This is a genomic window from Denitrificimonas caeni (assembly GCF_905120345.1).
GTDB classification, from domain to species: domain Bacteria; phylum Pseudomonadota; class Gammaproteobacteria; order Pseudomonadales; family Pseudomonadaceae; genus Denitrificimonas; species Denitrificimonas caeni_A.
The window spans coordinates 1-18,457 of sequence record NZ_CAJHOA010000009.1 but is presented as its reverse complement, the minus strand read 5'-3'; the positions used below and the strand labels follow the sequence as shown (position 1 = coordinate 18,457).

At 48.6% G+C, this 18,457-nt stretch carries 16 protein-coding genes and 1 riboswitch; of the genes, 12 read left to right on the top strand and 4 right to left on the bottom strand.

Annotated features, from left to right (window positions below):
- Nucleotides 1-10: 10 nt before the first annotated feature.
- Nucleotides 11-1,633: a dihydrolipoyllysine-residue acetyltransferase gene (gene aceF, locus JYJ62_RS14485; protein ID WP_205342948.1), complete on the top strand. Its 1,623-nt coding sequence runs from the start codon at nt 11-13 to the stop codon at nt 1,631-1,633.
- Nucleotides 1,634-1,691: 58 nt separating this feature from the next.
- Here aceF and trmL read toward each other — a convergent pair whose 3' ends face one another.
- Nucleotides 1,692-2,153: a tRNA (uridine(34)/cytosine(34)/5-carboxymethylaminomethyluridine(34)-2'-O)-methyltransferase TrmL gene (trmL, locus tag JYJ62_RS14480; RefSeq protein ID WP_205342947.1), complete on the bottom strand. Its 462-nt coding sequence runs from the start codon at nt 2,151-2,153 to the stop codon at nt 1,692-1,694.
- Here trmL and JYJ62_RS14475 point away from each other — a divergent pair.
- Both JYJ62_RS14475 and nadC read left to right on the top strand, forming a co-directional pair.
- Nucleotides 2,152-2,631, top strand: coding sequence for a hypothetical protein (locus JYJ62_RS14475; RefSeq protein WP_205342946.1), 480 nt, complete (start codon nt 2,152-2,154; stop codon nt 2,629-2,631). The two genes, trmL and JYJ62_RS14475, sit on opposite strands and share 2 nt — an antisense overlap.
- A 133-nt stretch (nt 2,632-2,764) precedes the next feature.
- Nucleotides 2,765-3,613, top strand: coding sequence for a carboxylating nicotinate-nucleotide diphosphorylase (gene nadC, locus JYJ62_RS14470; protein ID WP_205342945.1), 849 nt, complete (start codon nt 2,765-2,767; stop codon nt 3,611-3,613).
- Nucleotides 3,614-3,677: 64 nt separating this feature from the next.
- Here nadC and JYJ62_RS14465 read toward each other — a convergent pair whose 3' ends face one another.
- Nucleotides 3,678-5,114, bottom strand: a complete 1,437-nt coding sequence (locus JYJ62_RS14465; protein WP_205342944.1) for a TolC family outer membrane protein — start codon at nt 5,112-5,114, stop codon at nt 3,678-3,680.
- Between the two features lie 155 nt (nt 5,115-5,269).
- Nucleotides 5,270-5,373: riboswitch (TPP riboswitch) on the top strand.
- A 68-nt stretch (nt 5,374-5,441) separates the two neighbouring features.
- Here JYJ62_RS14465 and thiC point away from each other — a divergent pair.
- Together thiC and JYJ62_RS14455 are read left to right on the top strand one after the other, a co-directional pair.
- Nucleotides 5,442-7,325: a phosphomethylpyrimidine synthase ThiC gene (thiC, locus tag JYJ62_RS14460; RefSeq protein WP_205342943.1), complete on the top strand. Its 1,884-nt coding sequence runs from the start codon at nt 5,442-5,444 to the stop codon at nt 7,323-7,325.
- Between the two features lie 56 nt (nt 7,326-7,381).
- On the top strand, nt 7,382-8,005 hold the full coding sequence (locus tag JYJ62_RS14455) for an NUDIX domain-containing protein (protein WP_205342942.1): 624 nt from the start codon (nt 7,382-7,384) through the stop codon (nt 8,003-8,005).
- A 47-nt stretch (nt 8,006-8,052) separates the two neighbouring features.
- Here JYJ62_RS14455 and JYJ62_RS14450 read toward each other — a convergent pair whose 3' ends face one another.
- On the bottom strand, nt 8,053-9,615 hold the full coding sequence (locus JYJ62_RS14450) for an AAA family ATPase (protein ID WP_205342941.1): 1,563 nt from the start codon (nt 9,613-9,615) through the stop codon (nt 8,053-8,055).
- 113 nt (nt 9,616-9,728) lie between these two features.
- Here JYJ62_RS14450 and mrcB point away from each other — a divergent pair, with 113 nt between their 5' ends.
- Genes mrcB through JYJ62_RS14435 form a run of 3 tightly spaced genes read left to right on the top strand, consistent with a single transcriptional unit; the run spans nt 9,729 to nt 13,114 of the window.
- Nucleotides 9,729-12,071 (top strand): penicillin-binding protein 1B, encoded by a 2,343-nt coding sequence (mrcB, locus tag JYJ62_RS14445; protein WP_205342940.1) that lies wholly within the window; start codon nt 9,729-9,731, stop codon nt 12,069-12,071.
- An 18-nt stretch (nt 12,072-12,089) separates the two neighbouring features.
- Nucleotides 12,090-12,773, top strand: coding sequence for a tetratricopeptide repeat protein (locus tag JYJ62_RS14440; RefSeq protein ID WP_205342939.1), 684 nt, complete (start codon nt 12,090-12,092; stop codon nt 12,771-12,773).
- Nucleotides 12,773-13,114, top strand: coding sequence for a YqcC family protein (locus JYJ62_RS14435; protein ID WP_232365814.1), 342 nt, complete (start codon nt 12,773-12,775; stop codon nt 13,112-13,114). Before JYJ62_RS14440 ends, JYJ62_RS14435 begins: the two co-directional genes overlap by 1 nt.
- 27 nt (nt 13,115-13,141) lie before the next feature.
- Here the strand turns inward: JYJ62_RS14435 and JYJ62_RS14430 are convergent, their stop codons facing one another.
- A complete protein-coding gene (locus JYJ62_RS14430) occupies nt 13,142-13,594 on the bottom strand; it encodes a DUF4124 domain-containing protein (protein WP_205342938.1) in 453 nt (150 codons plus the stop codon).
- 459 nt (nt 13,595-14,053) lie between these two features.
- On the opposite strand from JYJ62_RS14430, the gene JYJ62_RS14425 reads away from it, so the two are divergent.
- The 4 genes from JYJ62_RS14425 (at nt 14,054) to pssA (ending at nt 18,291) form a co-directional block, all read left to right on the top strand.
- A complete protein-coding gene (locus JYJ62_RS14425) occupies nt 14,054-15,778 on the top strand; it encodes an acetolactate synthase 3 large subunit (protein WP_205342937.1) in 1,725 nt (574 codons plus the stop codon).
- A gap of 2 nt (nt 15,779-15,780) precedes the next feature.
- Nucleotides 15,781-16,272 (top strand): acetolactate synthase small subunit, encoded by a 492-nt coding sequence (gene ilvN, locus JYJ62_RS14420; protein WP_205342936.1) that lies wholly within the window; start codon nt 15,781-15,783, stop codon nt 16,270-16,272.
- Nucleotides 16,273-16,316: 44 nt separating this feature from the next.
- Nucleotides 16,317-17,333, top strand: coding sequence for a ketol-acid reductoisomerase (gene ilvC, locus JYJ62_RS14415; protein WP_205342935.1), 1,017 nt, complete (start codon nt 16,317-16,319; stop codon nt 17,331-17,333).
- A 121-nt stretch (nt 17,334-17,454) separates the two neighbouring features.
- The gene (gene pssA, locus JYJ62_RS14410) at nt 17,455-18,291 is read left to right on the top strand and encodes a CDP-diacylglycerol--serine O-phosphatidyltransferase (RefSeq protein ID WP_205342934.1); all 837 of its coding nucleotides are present in this window, start codon (nt 17,455-17,457) and stop codon (nt 18,289-18,291) included.
- Nucleotides 18,292-18,457: the final 166 nt, after the last annotated feature.

The window sequence follows — 18,457 nt, the reverse complement described above, 5'->3', positions numbered from 1 at the left end:
GAGAGCGACGATGAGTGAATTAATTCGCGTACCCGACATCGGCACCGGTGAGGGTGAGGTGATTGAGTTATTTGTAAAAGTGGGCGACCGCATTGAGGCGGAGCAGAGCTTGCTGACGCTTGAGTCGGATAAAGCCAGTATGGAAATTCCTGCGCCTAAAGCTGGAGTGATTAAAAGCCTTTCAGTCAAGCTGGGTGATCGCCTTAAAGAAGGTGATGACTTATTAGAGTTGGAAGTCGATGAAGCACCGGAGGACAACGCTGAGCCGGTCGCTGAGACCCGTGCAGAGCCGGCTGCACCTGCACCTGTCGCACAAGCTGCGGCGGTGCCGAGTGTGGCTGAGGTGGCGGCAGAAAATATTGTTGAAGAAATCCATGTGCCAGATATTGGCTCCTCTGGTAAAGCGCGGGTGATTGAGCTGCTGGTGGCCGTGGGTGATCAGATTACTGAAGAGCAATCATTGCTGACCCTAGAGTCGGACAAAGCCAGTATGGAAATTCCTTCACCGGTCAGCGGTGAAGTGGTTGAAGTGTTGGTCCGTCTAGATGCAGAAGTCGGTACCGGTGACTTAATCTTTAAGGTCAAAGTCGCACAAGCGGCGGTCAGTCAGGCGCCTGCAGCTGTGGCACCTGTTGCCGCTGCTGCTGAATCTGCTGTGGCAGCCAAGCCGAGTGCCGCAGTGTCCGTGGCACCTGTAACCGCACCAAGTCCAGATAAACGCAAAACGACCGTGGTACATGCCGGTCCTGCGGTACGTAAGTTGGCGCGTGAGTTTGGTGTGGACCTTGGTTTAGTTACCGCCAGTGGCCCGCATCAACGTCTGGTTAAAGAAGACGTGCATGCCTATGTGCAAACCGCTCTGAGTAAACAAAGCAGTAGCACTGTTGAGCAGGGCAGCGGTATTCCGCCAATTCCTGAAATAGACTTTGCTCGCTTCGGTGAGATCGAAGAAGTAGCGATGACCCGCTTACAGCAAATCGGCGCATTAAACTTGCACCGCAGTTGGCTGAATGTGCCGCATGTGACTCAGTTTGAATCGGCGGATATTACCGATTTAGAAGCGTTTCGCGTCAGTCAAAAAGCTGTTGCGGAAAAAGCGGGAGTGAAGCTGACGATACTGCCGTTCTTATTGAAAGCCTGTGCGCATCTGCTACAAGAAATGCCAGATTTCAATAGTTCGCTGGCGCCGAGCGGCAAAGCATTGATTCGCAAGAAGTATGTGCATTTAGGCTTTGCTGTCGATACCCCTGAAGGGCTGTTGGTGCCAGTGATTCGTGATGTCAATCAGAAGAGCTTGCTGCAATTGTCTGCCGAAGCGGCTGAGTTGGCGGATAAAGCGCGCAATAAAAAGCTCAGTGCTGAGCAGATGCAAGGCGCGTGCTTTACGATTTCCAGCTTAGGGCACATTGGCGGCACCGGCTTTACGCCGATTGTCAATGCACCTGAAGTGGCTATTCTCGGTGTCTCACGGGCGACCATGCAACCGGTGTGGAATGGCGAGGGTTTTGATCCGCGCTTAATGCTGCCATTGTCGTTGTCTTATGACCACCGTGTCATTAATGGCGCCGCCGCTGCACACTTTACTCGACGCTTGAGTGAGTTGTTAGCCGAGATCCGCAGCTTATTGCTGTAAGTCTTTAAGCCGTCACTTAACACCCCGTACAGGCTGAACGCGTGTCGGGGTGTTTTTGTTACTGCTCGGCAAAGTCTAACTGTCGCCACGCTTCATACACAGCAATTGCTACCGTATTGGACAGATTTAAACTGCGTGAGCCTTCACGCATCGGTAAGCGCAGCAATTGCTCTGCAGGTATGCTATTGCGTATGTCTGCAGGCAGTCCGCGTGTTTCTGGACCAAAAATAAAAGCATCACCGTCTTGATAAGTCGCATCAGCATAGCTATGTGCGGCTTTAGTGCTTAAGGCAAAGAGGCGCGGTTGCTGCAAAACGTTTAAGCACGCCTCTAGATTAGCGTGCAGTTGCACATGGGCAAACTCTTGATAATCGAGGCCGGCACGACGTAAACGTTTGTCGTCAAAGTCAAAGCCAAGTGGTTCAATTAAATGTAAGCTGCAACCCACATTCGCGCACAAGCGGATAATATTGCCGGTGTTGGGTGGGATTTCTGGTTCAAAGAGAATAACGTGAAACATGCTTGATCCTAGCAATAAAATAGACGCCAATTCTACCTTGGAAGTGTTGCCAAGACGGCAGTTACTGATCAAATTTGTTGCCAGTCTAATACTGGTCGGATTTTTGCTGGGCTTAATGCTTGGCCGCTTATTTGATCCTCAACCTTTGCCGCAACGCAGTCCTAGTATTGTGCAATTGCAGACCTATGCTGACGGCTTGGGTGTCTGCTTATCTCAGTCGACGCCGATCCAAGAGAATAATCAGCAAGGTATTTACCAGTTGGTACTGCTTGATACGCAGGGACAGTCTGCGCAAGGAGAGATTATTTTAACGGGGAATACGCCTGTGCGTTGGCGCGTTGAACCGCAAGATTCTAGTGTACGCATTGTCTTTATTGGTTTACAGCCTGTGTTTGGGCACTGGCGTCAGCGTGTTGCTGAGGAGCGTTGGTGTGCTGATATACAGATCAGCGTGTCAGCAGACCATGCGGATCTGTAAACTATGTGTAGAGTGCTAAGTGATTTGGCTTAGCGCGAGGTTTGGCTGTTAAAAGTACGACCGTGTTATTAGGTCTGGCTATTAATGCTGGGGTAAGGCTTTATAATGGCTGCAATTTATTGAGGAGCAGAACATGGCCAATCTTTTACTTGAGCAGTTAGGCGCAGAAATTGAAGCCAATGTCCGTATCGCTTTGGCGGAAGATATTGGCTCGGGGGACATCACTGCACAGCTGATACCTGCTGAAAAAACTGCCAGCGCTCGAGTGATTACGCGCGAGTCTGCAGTGATCAGTGGCGTGGCTTGGGTCAATGAAGTCTTTCGTCAGGTTGATAGCAGCGTACAGGTACGCTGGCTGGTTGCTGATGGCCAGCGCGTGCAAGCCAATGATGTGTTGTTTGAGCTGCAAGGCAAAGCACGAGCGTTGCTGACGGGTGAGCGTACCGCACTAAACTTCTTGCAAAGCTTGTCGGCGGTCGCGACACGTTGCCAATATTTCGCTGATAGGGTGACGGGCACCGCAGTTAAATTATTGGATACCCGCAAAACCTTACCGGGCTTACGTTTGGCGCAAAAGTACGCTGTCACCTGTGGCGGTTGCCATAATCATCGACTGGGCCTGTACGATGCTTTTTTGATTAAAGAAAATCATATCGCCGCCTGTGGCGGGGTGGCGGCCACTGTCGCAGCTGCACATCGTATTGCCCCAGGCAAACCTGTTGAAGTTGAGGTGGAGAACCTTGATGAGCTGCGTGAAGCACTGGCAGCGGGTGCTGACATTATTATGCTGGATGAGTTGAGCTTAGACGATATGCGCACTGCGGTTCAGCTCAATGCTTCACAAGCCAAGCTAGAGGCATCGGGTGGTGTCAATGAACAGACGATTCGAGCGATAGCCGGGACGGGTGTTGATTATATCTCTCTGGGTACCTTAACTAAAGATGTAAAGGCGATCGACTTATCCATGCGCTTAAGCCTGTAAATCTCGACTTATACAGCAGTATTGTCTGTGGCTGACTGCTCTAGTGAGCAGCCAGTCTAAACGCTTAGCGGCGACGTAGATTCGCTTCGATTTCTTTATCTAAATCGGGTGGTAGAAAGTCGTTGTCGGGGTTGTAGTTGGGGTTTAAATAGATCGATAACGCTTGCAAATTATCAGGGCTGAGCGTGCCAGCTGTTTGTTGCAAGCGTAGATTGTTTAAGATGTAGTCATAGCGCGCATTGTTGTAGTTGCGTACTGCCGCGTACAGATAGCGTTGCGCATCCAGCACATCGACAATATTTCGCGTACCAACATCGTAGCCAATCTGCGTGGCTTCGACAGCGCTCTGGCTAGAAATAATCGCTTGTTTCAGCGCTTGTACTTGCTCAACATCGGTATTTACCGCACGGTAGAAGTTGCGTGCATCTTGTACCGTTTTACGCCGCAGGCTTTCACGCATTTGCTCAACTTGATCTAAACGATACACGCCTTCACGTACTTGCGAGCTGGTCATGCCACCGGTGTACAAAGGGATATTAAGTTGCAAGCCAACGCTGCCTTGCTCAGCTTTACCGTCATACCTTGGCATGCCAGGAAAGCCACTATTTACAAAACCCATGCTGTCGTTATCGCCTTTTTGATATTGCGCGATAGCATCAACGGTCGGCGCGTGGCCTGATTTACGTTGTTTGACACTCTCTTGCGCAGCTTGCACGGCGAAGTTAATGGCTTGTAAACCGAGGTTTTGTTCGGTAGCGGTATTGACCCATGCGCTGGCATCGTTCGGTGTTGGTGCAAGAATCGGTAAGCTGTGCTTCACTCCTTCTAACGCGGCTAAATCAACATTAGTCAGAGTGCTAACGGCTTGGAAAGCATCGCTGACCATGCGTTCAGCAACCATACGATTCGCGCGGGCAGCGTCATAGGCCGCTTGCGCTTGTAAAACATCGGTTTTATCGGACAAGCCGACATCAAAGCGCTCGCTGGCTAAATCAAACTGGCGTTTAAACGCAGATTCTTCAGCACGACTGGCGGCTAGGTTATCCTGCGCACGCAGCACCGCAAAGTACACTTCAGAGCTTTGCAAAATCAAGTTTTGATCAATCGCTGATAACTCTAACGCTGATTGCTCATTGGTTGCTTGTGCAGCTTGTAATTGGTACCAGCGATCTAAGCGAAATAGTGGTTGGCTTAAGCTGGCTTGATAGACGAGGCCACTACGAGAAGTGGTTTTCGAACCATCAGTTGTGTCGACCTTGCTGCGACTGTTCGAGTTGCTGGCGCCGGCACCTATTTGCGGTAGCAAGCCTGCGCGCGCCTGCGGTACGCGTTCACGTTGTGCTTGGTAGTCAGCATGGGCTGCAGCTAAATCTGCGTTGTTATCAACTGCGAGTTGGTAGACATCGAGCAGGTTAACTTTGTTTTGGCTGAGCGGTGCTGCATAAGCGGCCGATCCCAAAACTGTAGCTATAGCAAAAGTAAGCGACAGTACACGCATCATCAATATCCTAAGTTTTGCAAAGAGAAATCGGCTTAAGGCTACGGATGATCACTAAGTCGGTCAAGCGTGCTCTAACATTGTTTAAGGCATTGTACAGCTTAGCGCTTAGTCGCGTGTGCTTGCAGTTTATGTTGTACCATGCGTAGACTGTGGTCTGTTTCTTGTCGGGGTGCTCTGAATAGAGCTGAGATCGGTTATACTGGATCCCGTTGAACCTGATCGAGCTCATACTCGCGTAGGGAACAAGATAAGTTTGCCGCAAGGTAGACCTGCCTTTGTCCGTTGGTTCCCCCGACACTTTATGGTGTATTTTGGAGAGCCAATAGCATGAATCAAGCCCTGTCGCAGCATCTCAGTGATACCGCTCAAGTCGATCAACAGTCGATCCAGCCCTTTCCTAACTCGCGAAAAATTTACGTTGAAGGCTCGCGCCCTGACATTCTCGTACCGATGCGTGAAATCAGCCTGACGCCGACCGAGACGGACGAGGGTATTGAAGAAAATGCCCCCGTCTTTGTCTACGATACCTCCGGCCCCTATAGCGATCCCTGTGTAAAAATTGATGTGCGAAAAGGTTTGACTGATGTGCGCAGCAGTTGGATTGTAGAGCGTGATGATACTGAAATTCTGAGTGGGCTCAGCTCGAGCTTTAGCCAAGAACGCTTAGATGATCCTGAGTTAAGTAAGATGCGCTTCGTTTCGATCCGCAACCCGCGACGCGCTAAAGCAGGTAAAAACGTTACACAAATGCACTATGCACGCCAAGGTATTATTACTCCTGAAATGGAGTATGTAGCGATTCGAGAGAGCTTGAAGTTAGAGAAAGCGCGTGACGCAGGTTTGTTAGATCACCAGCATCCAGGGCAAAGTTTCGGTGCCAGCATTCCTAAAGAAATCACTCCAGAGTTTGTACGCTCGGAAATTGCCCGTGGCCGTGCGATTATTCCTGCCAATATCAACCATACTGAACTGGAGCCGATGATTTTAGGCCGTAACTTCCTCGTGAAGATTAATGGCAATATCGGTAACAGTGCGCTGGGCTCATCCATTGAAGAAGAAGTGGCTAAGCTGACCTGGGGGATACGTTGGGGTTCAGACACCATTATGGATTTGTCCACCGGTAAAAATATTCATGAAACCCGTGAGTGGATTGTGCGTAATTCGCCGGTTCCAGTCGGTACCGTGCCCATTTATCAGGCGCTGGAAAAGGTGAATGGGGTTGCTGAAGACCTGACTTGGGAGTTGTTCCGCGATACGTTGATTGAACAAGCCGAGCAGGGCGTTGATTATTTTACCATTCACGCCGGTGTCTTGCTGCGTTATGTACCGCTGACCGCCAAGCGCGTGACCGGCATTGTTTCGCGTGGTGGCTCGATCATGGCCAAATGGTGTTTAGCTCACCATCAAGAAAACTTTCTCTACACGCATTTTGAAGACATCTGTGAAATTATGAAAGCTTATGATGTCAGCTTCTCTTTAGGTGATGGTTTGCGCCCCGGCTCTATCGCCGATGCTAACGATGCTGCGCAATTTGCAGAGCTGGAAACCTTAGGAGAGCTGACTAAGATTGCGTGGAAACATGATGTGCAGTGCTTTATTGAGGGTCCAGGTCATGTGCCGATGCATATGATTAAAGAAAATATGGACAAGCAACTGGAGTGTTGTGATGAAGCACCCTTTTATACGCTTGGCCCATTAACCACTGATATTGCCCCAGGTTACGATCACATTACCTCGGGTATTGGTGCGGCGATGATTGCTTGGTACGGTTGCGCCATGCTTTGTTATGTCACGCCCAAAGAGCATTTAGGTCTGCCCAATAAGGATGATGTGAAAACGGGCATTATCACTTATAAGATTGCAGCGCATGCCGCAGACTTGGCCAAAGGTCACCCTGGCGCGCAGTTACGTGATGATGCTTTAAGTAAGGCACGTTTTGAGTTCCGTTGGGATGATCAGTTTAATGTAGCTCTCGATCCGGATACCGCACGCTCTTTCCATGACGAAACCTTACCGAAAGAGTCAGCCAAAGTGGCGCATTTTTGCTCAATGTGTGGACCTAAATTCTGCTCAATGAAAATCAGTCAAGAAGTGCGCCAGTACGCCAAAGAAAATGGTCTAACTGACTCGCAGAAAGCCATTGAAGCGGGATTTAAACAGCAGTCTGCGCGTTTTCGTGAAGAAGGCTCGATTATCTATAAGCAGGTTTAAACCGGCAGTGGTATAAAAGGCGGCTCTAAGTGGCCGCTTTTTTGTGGGAGATAAAGATGCTTGAGCGCACAATGAACCGTGAAAATGATGTTGTGGTAGAGCAGCGTGAACAGTGTTTTAAAGGCTTTTATCAATTAGATCGAGTGCATTTAAAGCATCGGTTATTTGCTGGCGGCATGGGACCGACTCTCAGTCGAGAGTTGTTTGTGCGACCTGATGCGGTATGCGTGTTGCCCTATGATCCACACACCGATTCGGTGGTCTTAATTGAGCAGTTTCGTATTGGTGCCTTGGATAAAAGCCCTGAGCCGTGGTTGCTAGAAATTGTGGCCGGTTTGATTGATACCGATGAGCAGCCAGAAGAGGTTGCACGCCGCGAAGCGCGTGAAGAAGCGGATTTAGAATTGCATGAGTTAATGCCCGTAATGACCTATTATCCGTCACCCGGTGGTTCAGATGAACGTGTCTATCTCTATGTGGGACGTTGTTCGACAGACGGTGTTGGTGGTGTGTTTGGCGTAGAAGAAGAGGGTGAGGATATTCGCGTGCATGTGTGGCCACTAGAGTCTGCCTTGCAAGCTGTGCGCGATGGGCGTATTGATAATGCCGCAAGTATTATTGCTCTGCAGTGGTTGGCATTAAACAAAGAACAAGTGAGGGCTGATTGGCTGGCACTTTAAAATCGTCTTGGCTGCGCTTGCATATAACGCAGCCAAGAACGTATAGCTTATAAACCAGGTAAGCGTTTGCGAATCTGGTTAATCAGATTATCTAAAGTTGCTGCGTCGTGAGTGTCGACAAGATAGCTTTGTGCAATCTCTGTAACGCTGAGCGGCTCTAGGTTTTCACGCTGTGCCAAGATCACATCCGCTGTCGCATCAGACGGATCTAGACCTTCTGCTTGGCGCTGTTTTAACCATGTAGCAACCACTTCATCGGGAGCCTGGCAGTCGAGAATTAAGAACGGTGTGCCGGTGTTTTCTGCAATCTGCCAAGCATCATGACGCTGCTCGCTTTTTAAGTAGGTGGCATCGATCACTACTGGGAAACCTGCTTGTAACGCATCAGCAGCCAGGGCATGCAGACGTTGGTAAGTGGCGGCACTGGCATTGGGGTTGTAAATACCACCGCCTAAAGTGTTTTGCTGTTCACTATCCTGCTCGCCAAACAAGCGTTTGCGCTCAAAGTCAGAGCGTAAGCGTAAAGCCCCCAAGGCTTCGACTAAGCGCATCGCTACGGAGCTTTTACCCACTGCAGAAATACCATGAGTAATGGCCAGCAAGCGTGATGGAATCGCACTGTAACTTTCAGCTAAATTGGCATAGCTGCGGTATTGACGCACAATCGCTGCGCGCTGTACTGGGTCAGTTTCTTGACCAAGACGGAACAAGTTAACTTTACCACGTACCATGGCGCGATAGGCTTTATAAAAGTTGATCAGCGGCATGGCTTGGTAGTCGCCAGTCAGCTCTAACCATCCATTAATAAAACGACGTGACAAAGGCTTAAGGCCACGGTCTTCGAGGTCCATGGCGAGAAACGCTGCATCTGAAGCAACATCAATTAAGCGGAACGGCTCGTTAAATTCGATGCAGTCAAACAGCACCACTTCACCGTCCAGCAAGGTAGCGTTGCCTAAGTGAATGTCACCATGACATTCGCGAATTGAACCATTGTGGCGACGTAGCTCTAATAAGGGGAGTAAGCGGGTAAAACCATCTTCTGCCCAAGCCTCGAGTGCATCCAGTTGCTGTAAATCAGCGGGTTCGCTGAGTAGTGGGCGGATTTGCTCAAAGTTTTGGCGAATTGGTGCCATAATTGCGTATGGATCACCCAGCGCGTGTTCTGCTGGTACGCGAGGCGCTTCATGGTGGAAGCGGGCAATTTGTTTAGCCAGTGCATCAATATGAGTTTCGCAGAGTTCGCCGCGTTTTTGCATATCGCCCAAAAGTTGGGTTTGCGGAAACTGACGCATTTTAACCGCGTATTCAATCACTGGACCATTGCCGTTTAATTCTGGGGCATCGATAGTGCCGGTGATGGCCACAACGTTGAGGTAGAGACCTTCGGTTAAACGCTGGTTAAGACGAACTTCTTCATTGCAAAAGTGTTGGCGAGCAGCAATATCAGTAAAGTCTAAAAAGCCAAAGTTAACCGCTTTTTTGATTTTATAAGCATAGGGGCCTGTCAGAATGACCCATGAGATATGCGTTTCGATGACCTGAAAATCTTCGACAGGATGCGGAAAGATTGTAGGGTTTTGTAGGGCGGCAATCAGGGCTTGAGTCACAGGTGATCCTTCAGAGTAATAAAATAATGCCTTCATTATGGCAACTGTGGGCAACTGTGCAAACTATAACAACATGCATTTTGAACTGAAACAAAACAGGTGTAATTAGTAGTATGACTCGAAAATCAACTTCTCGGTCTTCTAAAAAGACTGCAAACCAGCGTAAAGCAAGAACTTCAGGTCGCTGGCTGGGCTTGTTTGTTAAGCTGTCTATCGTCGCTGTTGTAGTGCTTGCTGGTGTCCTGATGTATTTAGATGCCATTGTGCAAGAGAAGTTTTCTGGCAAGCGCTGGACGGTTCCTGCCAAAGTCTATGCGCGGCCCTTAGAGTTATTCGCTGGGCAAAAGCTTAATAAACAAGACTTTTTAACCGAGTTGAACGCTTTAGGCTACCGTAACGAGTCTTCAGCAAAGAGTTCCGGTGCTGTCGCTGTCAATGGCAATACCGTTGAGTTGCATACTCGAGGCTTTCAATTTTATGAGGGGGCTGAGCCTGCGCAAGCGCTTCGAGTGAGCTTTTCTGGCAGTAGCGTAGCAAGCTTGGCGCTCTCGAACGGGACGCCTTTAGCGGTGGCGCGCCTTGAGCCTTTACTGGTTGGCGGCTTATACCCTGCGCATCAGGAAGACCGTATCTTGGTTCGTTTGGATCAAGTGCCTGACTTATTGCCGCAAGCACTGATTGCCGTGGAAGATCGCGATTTTTATACTCACCATGGCGTTTCTTTAAAGTCTATCGCGCGCGCCTTATGGGTTAATACTTCGTCTGGTTCGCTACGCCAAGGTGGTAGTACGCTGACTCAGCAGTTGGTGAAAAACTTCTTTCTCAGTAATGAGCGCACCTTAACGCGTAAAGTGACTGAAGCCTTGATGTCGCTGCTGATTGAAGTGCATTACAGTAAAGCAGAAATCTTAGAGGCCTACCTTAATGAGGTCTTTTTAGGTCAAGACGGACAGCGTGCGGTACATGGATTTGGTTTGGCCAGTCAGTACTTTTTTAGTCAGCCACTGCCTGAGTTGAAGTTGCATCAAGTAGCTCTCTTGGTCGGTATGGTTAAGGGGCCGTCTTACTATAATCCTCGCCGTCAGCCAGAGCGTGCTCTTGAGCGCCGTAATTTAGTGATTGATTTATTGGCAGAGCAAGGAGTTGTTGATACTGAACAGGCGAGTCATGCGAAGAAGCAGCCGCTGGGTATTACTACACGTGGCAGTCTTGCTAACACGACTTATCCTGGCTTTGTTGATCTGGTAAAGCGTCAATTACGCGAAGACTACCGTGATCAAGATTTAACCGAAGAAGGATTGCGTATCTTTACCAGTTTTGACCCGATCCTGCAGCGCAAAGCAGAAGAGGCGTTAGATAAAACCTATAAGCAACTGGCAGGGCGCAAAGAAATCGATAAGGTCGAGTCGGCGATGCTGGTCAGCAATCCAGAAACCGGTGAAGTGCTGGCGCTGCTAGGTAGTCGTCTCCCACGCTATGCGGGTTTTAATCGCGCTTTAGATGCGCTACGCCCAATTGGTTCGCTAGTGAAGCCTGCTATCTATCTCACGGCTTTAGAGCAGCCCAGCCAGTACACCTTGACCCGCTACATCCAAGATGAGTCTTTTTCCGTTAAAAGCCAAAATGGTAAAGTTTGGACGCCGCAAAACTATGATCGTAAAGAGCATGGTACGGTATTTTTATATCAAGGCTTGGCGCAGTCGTATAACCTCTCAACAGCAAAGCTCGGCTTGGAAATGGGCGTGCCTCGCGTCTTGCAAACGCTGCGTAAACTGGGTGTTGAGCGTGATTGGCCAGCCTATCCCTCGATGCTGTTGGGTGCCGGCAGCTTGACCCCGATTGAGGTGGCCGGCATGTACCAAACCATTGCCAATGGTGGTTTTAATACACCCTTGCGTGCTATTCGCAGTGTTTTAACGGCAGAGGGTGAGCCTTTAGGGCGTTATCCCTATACGGTGGAGCAACGTTTTGATGCGGGCGCGATTTATTTAACTCAAGAAGCAATGCGTCGCGTGATGACTGAAGGAACTGGCCGCTCAGTGTATAACCGAGTGCCGTCTTCAGTGGTCTTGGCGGGAAAAACCGGTACCAGTAATGATTCGCGTGATAGTTGGTTTGCCGGTTTTGGTCAGGATTTGTTGGCTGTGGTGTGGATGGGGCGTGATGATAATGGCCAAACACCGCTGACCGGTGCCAGCGGAGCTCTACAGGTCTGGGCGAATTTTATGCAGACCGCCGCGCCAAGCTCCTTGAATATGACGCCACCGGGTAATGTGGTGATGGCGTGGGTTGATGCTTATTCTGGTTTAGGCAGTGCGAAAGGTTGTCCGGGTGCCGTACAAATGCCGTATATTGGCGGTAGCGAGCCTTTAGCCGGCGAGTCTTGCGATAAGCCTGCGTATGAGATTGCGCCTGTTGAATCGGTTAAAAGTTGGATTCGCAGTTGGTTAAATTAATAGCTATGAGGAATAAACGTGAGTAAGCATGCCATCATTTTAATTGCATTAGTGACGCTTTTGGCCGGTTGTGCTGGCTCGCAGCAGCGAGCAATACCCGTTGTGGAAAGTGGTGGACCGCTAACGCCTGGTGCGATGCGTGACAATCGAGCACGTCAATCTGCTGGCACAGCACAAACTGCTCAGCAGCCCACGGTAACCGTGATGCCTCAAGGCGAGAGTGAAGCAGTGCAAACCTACGCTGTGCCTAGCGCTCCAATTGGCGGCATTGAGGTATACCATGCTGACTCCATTTCAAGCACACCTAGCACAGCAGCTCCAGCGCCAACATCACCAATGCCGATTGGCAATCAAGCACGCTTAGCCGCAGACGAGCAGCTTGATGGCGCGGTATTAGCGTTATTAACCACAGCCAAACAACAGCAAGGCAGTGGTGATTTTAATGGTGCTGCGTCAAGTCTTGAACGTGCGCAGCGTATTGCACCACGCGAGCCGCAAGTGCTATACCGCTTAGCTGAAGTGCGCTTGGCGCAAGGTGATGCAGGGCAGGCTGAGCAGTTGGCTCAGCGCGGCCTAAGCTATAGCAATGGGCGTCCTGCGTTGCAAGCTGGACTGTGGGACTTGATCGCTCGTGCACGTGCGCAGCAAGGTAATACATCTGGCGCGCAAGAAGCACAGAACCGCGCAAGGGTTAACTTATAATGGTTGCTCAGCGCAAATTTTTCTTGATGGCGCTATTGGCTGAGTTGCAAGATGAGTTGCAACAATTAGGTTGGTGGCAGCAGCAAGCACCAAGTGCACAAGCTCTGCAAAGCCAGCAGCCTTTTTGCGTTGACACGTTGGAGTTTGCAGAGTGGTTACAGTGGCTGTTTATACCGCGGATGCAGAGTATTTTGCTGGCTGATCAGGCCTTGCCGAGTCAGTGTGCGATTTGTGATATGGCCGAAGTGGTTTATCGTGATCAGCTGGCGCAAACAACTCGTTTACTGAGTTGTTTGAAGCGTATCGATACAGCCATTGTTGGCGCGAATGTGCTGCATTAGCGGGTTGAGGGTGATGTCGCTGCGTTGTTATTTAACGTCAACGCAGCGCTCGCTAATAATTTTTTTCAGTTCAGCGATACGTGCTTGGCGTTGCTCTTCGCTAAGCCGCGTAGGTTTACCGTCGATTTCGGCCAAAACTCGAGGGTTGTTTTCTAACTGTGAGAGGTTATAGCGAACCTCTGTGCAATACTTGCGTAGAGTGATTTCCTCCTCGGCAACTTGTTTGCGTACTTGGCGATCGATCTCAGCTTGTATGTCAGCGCTGGTCTTGATTTCTTCAGCTGTTACTTGAGCGGCTGTTTTTTGGCTTGGCTTAGGTTGAGAAAAAGTTCTATTGATGCTTTCGGCTGTTTGGTTAGCTGGAGGTTCTGAACCAAAATGAGTCACACCGTGCGCGTCTTCCCATTTGTAAATAGGAGCGGCGATTAGTGAAGAGCTAAGCAATAATAAAAGGCTGGCAGTCGTTATAAAACAGCGCATGCAATTTCCTTATACTGTGTGTGCAAAAAGCCAAATAGAGATAAGGCAAATAAGAGCCTTAATATAGCGTAAAAGCTCATAGGGTAACCTTGTGGTTGCGCACAAGGCCTATAAATATCTATCATAGACAATAAATAGCCCAAGAACCGAGAGAATTGTCTCGTAGTGCTTGACTTGCGGCTGCTGAATACGAACAATTCATAGATTGCTGTAAAGTTCGCCTCAAAAAGGCGCTTATAGCGTTAGTTCATGAGGTGCGTACCCGTGCCGCCCGCTATACCCGTATCGCGTTACCTCGCGCTGGGTGAGGAATCTTTAGACATTCGGGTTTCTCTATGCTGCTTTATTTAAGTGGCTGGGTAGTCGGCAATCACCGGCATCCATGCTGCAAATGACAGCAACCTACAATCAGATTGCCCTTGATGAGGGGCGCTATTCTGGCGTTTTAGAGGTGTTACTGTGGAACTTTTATCCGGCGCAGAAATGGTTGTTCGCTCACTGCGCGACCAAGGCGTTAAATATATTTATGGCTACCCAGGTGGGGCCATCTTGCATATCTACGATGCATTATTCAAAGAGCCTGCTCTGACGCATATTTTAGTGCGTCATGAACAAGCGGCAACGCATATGGCCGATGGCTATGCGCGCGCGACTGGTAAAGCGGGTGTTGTTTTTGTGACTTCAGGTCCAGGCGCGACCAATGCGATAACTGGTATTGCGACAGCCTTTATGGACTCGATTCCGATGGTTGTTATCTCGGGTCAAGTGGCCAGTGATATGGTCGGTACAGACGCTTTCCAAGAAACCGATATGATCGGTATTTCGCGTCCGATTGTTAAGCACAGTTTTATTATTAAGCATGCTTCAGACATTCCTGAAGTGATGAAAAAAGCTTTCTATTTAGCTGAGTCAGGTCGACCTGGTCCAGTGGTTATTGATATCCCTAAGGATATGACTAATCCAATTGATAAGTTTGAATACAGCTATCCTAAAAAAGCTAAGTTGCGCTCTTATGCACCAGCGACTCGCGGGCACTCTGGGCAAATTCGCAAAGCGGCAGAAATGTTGCTAGCTGCTAAGCGTCCAGTTGTGTATGCCGGTGGTGGTGTTATTTTAGGTGGTGCGTCTACGCCATTGACTGAAATGGCTAAATTGCTCAATGTGCCAGTGACCAATACCTTAATGGGTTTGGGTTGCTTTCCAGGTGATGACCGCCAGTTCCTCGGCATGCTTGGGATGCATGGCAGCTACACCGCTAACTTAGCCATGCATCATTGCGACGTGTTGTTGGCGGTTGGTGCGCGATTTGATGACCGCGTGATTAATGGTGCCGCTAAATTCTGCCCTAACGCAAAAATTATTCATATTGATATTGACCCAGCGTCTATTTCGAAAACGATTAAAGCTGACATTCCGATTGTTGGGCCGGTTGATAGCGTGTTGGCCGATATGCTGGCCGCGCTAAAAGATATTGGAACTCAGCCAAATCCAGATGTTGTTGCGAGCTGGTGGAAGCAGATCGATGAGTGGCGCGGTAACGGTAAAATGTTCCCCTACGACAGTGGTGATGGCAACGTTATCAAGCCGCAAGCAGTTATTGAAACTTTGAGCGAAGTGACTGGCGGTAATGCGTTTGTTACCTCGGATGTTGGTCAGCACCAGATGTTTGCTGCGCAATATTATCGTTTCAATAAACCTAATCGTTGGATTAACTCCGGTGGTTTAGGCACGATGGGCTTTGGTTTTCCTGCAGCGATGGGCGTTAAGCTGAGCTTTCCTGATGATGACGTTGCTTGCGTGACCGGTGAAGGCAGTATTCAGATGAATATCCAAGAGCTGTCAACCTGCTTGCAATATGACCTGCCAGTTAAGATTATCAACTTGAATAACGGTGTGTTAGGCATGGTTCGCCAGTGGCAGGATATGGTCTACAACAGTCGCTATTCGCACTCTTATATGGAGTCATTGCCTGACTTTGTTAAGTTAGTTGAGGCGTATGGTCATGTGGGTATGCGTATTACTGACTTGAAAGATCTCAAGCCAAAAATGGAAGAAGCCTTTGCGATGAAAAATCGCTTGGTATTCTTAGATATTCAAGTTGATGCGAGTGAGCACGTGTACCCAATGCAGATCCGTGATGGTGCAATGCGTGATATGTGGCTCAGCAAAACGGAGCGGACATAATCATGAGACATATTATTTCTTTGCTGATGGAGAATGAGCCAGGTGCCTTATCTCGTGTAATCGGCCTGTTTTCTCAGCGTAACTACAATATTGAAAGTTTGACGGTTGCTGCGACAGAAGATCCAACACTGTCGCGCCTAACTTTAACCACGATTGGTAAAGAGGAAGTGATTGAGCAAATCACTAAGAACCTTAATAAGCTGATCGAAGTGGTTAAATTGGTCGATTTGTCAGAAAGTGCACACATTGAGCGTGAGTTGATGCTGGTTAAAGTAAAAGCCAGCGGTGCTCAGCGTGCAGAAATCAAGCGTACCGCTGATATTTTCAGGGGGCAGATTGTTGATGTTTCACCAAGTCTTTACACGGTGCAACTCACAGGAACAACAGATAAGCTGGACAGCTTTATTCAGGCAATTGGTCCAGCCTCTATTTTAGAAGTTGTGCGCAGTGGTGTGACAGGTATTGCGCGCGGCGATAAAGTTTTAAGCCTTTGAATCAATCATGGAGAGCGCGGGCTCTCCAACATTAGGAGAATTTTATGAAAGTTTACTACGACAAAGATTGTGACTTATCCATTATCAAAGGCAAAAAAGTAGCCATTATTGGTTATGGTTCGCAAGGTCATGCGCATGCATGCAACCTGCAAGATTCAGGCGTTGATGTCACTGTTGGTCTACGCGCTGGTTCTTCTTCAATTGCTAAAGCTGAAGCGCATGGTTTGAAAGTTTCAGATGTTGCCTCTGCTGTTAAAGCTGCTGACATCGTTATGGTTCTGACTCCGGATGAGTTCCAAGGTCAACTGTACAAAGAAGAATTAGAGCCAAACCTGAAAAAAGGTGCAACTTTGGCTTTTGCTCACGGTTTTTCTGTGCATTACAACCAAGTCACGCCACGTGCTGACCTCGACGTTATTATGATCGCGCCAAAGGCGCCGGGTCATACTGTACGTTCTGAGTTTGTTAAAGGTGGTGGTATTCCAGATCTTATCGCTATTTACCAAGATGCTTCGGGTAATGCGAAAAACGTTGCTCTGTCTTACGCCAGCGGTGTAGGTGGTGGTCGTACTGGTATTATCGAAACAACCTTTAAAGACGAAACCGAAACTGACTTGTTCGGTGAGCAGGCTGTCCTGTGTGGCGGTACTGTTGAGTTGGTTAAGGCTGGTTTTGAGGTGTTGGTTGAAGCGGGCTACGCTCCAGAAATGGCATACTTTGAGTGCCTGCACGAATTGAAGTTGATTGTAGATTTGATGTTCGAAGGTGGTATTGCGAACATGAACTACTCAATCTCTAACAACGCAGAGTATGGTGAGTACGTTACTGGCCCAGAAGTGATCAATGCTGAGTCACGCGCAGCAATGCGTAATGCTCTGAAGCGCATTCAGAATGGTGAATATGCGAAAATGTTTATCACTGAAGGTGCAACGAACTATCCTTCAATGACTGCATACCGTCGCAACAATGCTGCGCACGGCATTGAAGTGGTTGGTGAGAAATTGCGTTCTATGATGCCGTGGATTTCTGCTAACAAAATTGTTGATAAATCAAAGAACTGATTTACTTACAATTGAAAAACGCGGCTTAGGCCGCGTTTTTCGTTTCAGGTACTTATTTAGTATAAAATAATACCCTTACCAGATAGATTGGTTTATTACCTAGAGAAGCTTAAGGAAGTTTATGAATCAGCGTCCTGAAGAACACGATAACGCATCGTCTATTGAGAGTTTGTTGCCTATAGATGAGCATGTTGAAGAAGGCCACGATAACGAAGGTCGCAAAGTGCGGCACAGAGGTATCTACTTGCTGCCGAATTTATTTACCACTGCTAACCTGTTTGCTGGGTTTTATTCGATCATATGTGCGATAAATGGAAATTTTTATGTTGCCGCAGCAACTGTGTTTGTCGCTATGGTGCTCGATGGTTTAGATGGGCGAGTGGCGCGGTTAACCAATACGCAGAGCGCCTTTGGTGCTGAGTACGATTCTTTGTCTGATATGGTCGCGTTTGGTTTGGCACCAGCGATTATTGCTTATCAGTGGGCACTGTCAGAGCTGGGTAATGTTGGACTGACGATTGCCTTTATCTATGTAGCCTGTGCTGCTTTGCGTTTAGCACGCTTTAATACGCAAATAGGCATCGTTGATAAGCGCTGGTTTATTGGTTTGGCCAGTCCAGCCGCTGCAGGGCTGGTTGCTGGTATGGTTTGGGCTATTTGGGCGTTTAGCGATGAAGGAGTGGGTGGCGCTGACTTACCATTTGCGGTCATCATCTTGTTTGCCATATTAGTCGCATTAGCGGGTTTGTTGATGGTGAGTAATATTAAGTACTACAGCTTTAAGGATCTTGATCTTAAAGGGCGCGTGCCTTTTGTAGCAATCTTAGTTGTGGTTTTAGTTTTTGCTGTTGTATTCAGTGACCCACCGCGTATTCTGCTACTTATGTTCCTGGTTTATGCCGCTTCAGGTCCTGTGCAGTATATGTTGCGTCTACGTAAGCGTCAGGTTGAGCAGTAAAGACGTCGTTTTTGAAGTATTTTGCATTTCCTTGGTAATTGCTGTTGACAGGAAGTGCTCCTGCTGTAGAATGCGCACCTCGTTAGGCGAACAAGGTTTCACAGCTTAACGTAACAGGTTGATTCTTAAGGAAATAACTTAAAAATTAGCTTGACAGGTTCGCGCT

Bases quoted from the DNA above. Each gene is read 5' to 3' on its own strand.
- trmL (WP_205342947.1), bottom strand. From the start codon at position 2,153: ATGTTTCACGTTATTCTCTTTGAACCAGAAATCCCACCCAACACCGGC.
- JYJ62_RS14465 (WP_205342944.1), bottom strand. From the start codon at position 5,114: ATGATGCGTGTACTGTCGCTTACTTTTGCTATAGCTACAGTTTTGGGA.
- ilvN (WP_205342936.1), top strand. From the start codon at position 15,781: ATGAGACATATTATTTCTTTGCTGATGGAGAATGAGCCAGGTGCCTTA.
- JYJ62_RS14475 (WP_205342946.1), top strand. From the start codon at position 2,152: ATGCTTGATCCTAGCAATAAAATAGACGCCAATTCTACCTTGGAAGTG.
- pssA (WP_205342934.1), top strand. From the start codon at position 17,455: ATGAATCAGCGTCCTGAAGAACACGATAACGCATCGTCTATTGAGAGT.
- nadC (WP_205342945.1), top strand. From the start codon at position 2,765: ATGGCCAATCTTTTACTTGAGCAGTTAGGCGCAGAAATTGAAGCCAAT.
- JYJ62_RS14435 (WP_232365814.1), top strand. From the start codon at position 12,773: ATGGTTGCTCAGCGCAAATTTTTCTTGATGGCGCTATTGGCTGAGTTG.
- JYJ62_RS14430 (WP_205342938.1), bottom strand. From the start codon at position 13,594: ATGCGCTGTTTTATAACGACTGCCAGCCTTTTATTATTGCTTAGCTCT.
- ilvC (WP_205342935.1), top strand. From the start codon at position 16,317: ATGAAAGTTTACTACGACAAAGATTGTGACTTATCCATTATCAAAGGC.
- thiC (WP_205342943.1), top strand. From the start codon at position 5,442: ATGAATCAAGCCCTGTCGCAGCATCTCAGTGATACCGCTCAAGTCGAT.
- JYJ62_RS14455 (WP_205342942.1), top strand. From the start codon at position 7,382: ATGCTTGAGCGCACAATGAACCGTGAAAATGATGTTGTGGTAGAGCAG.
- mrcB (WP_205342940.1), top strand. From the start codon at position 9,729: ATGACTCGAAAATCAACTTCTCGGTCTTCTAAAAAGACTGCAAACCAG.
- aceF (WP_205342948.1), top strand. From the start codon at position 11: ATGAGTGAATTAATTCGCGTACCCGACATCGGCACCGGTGAGGGTGAG.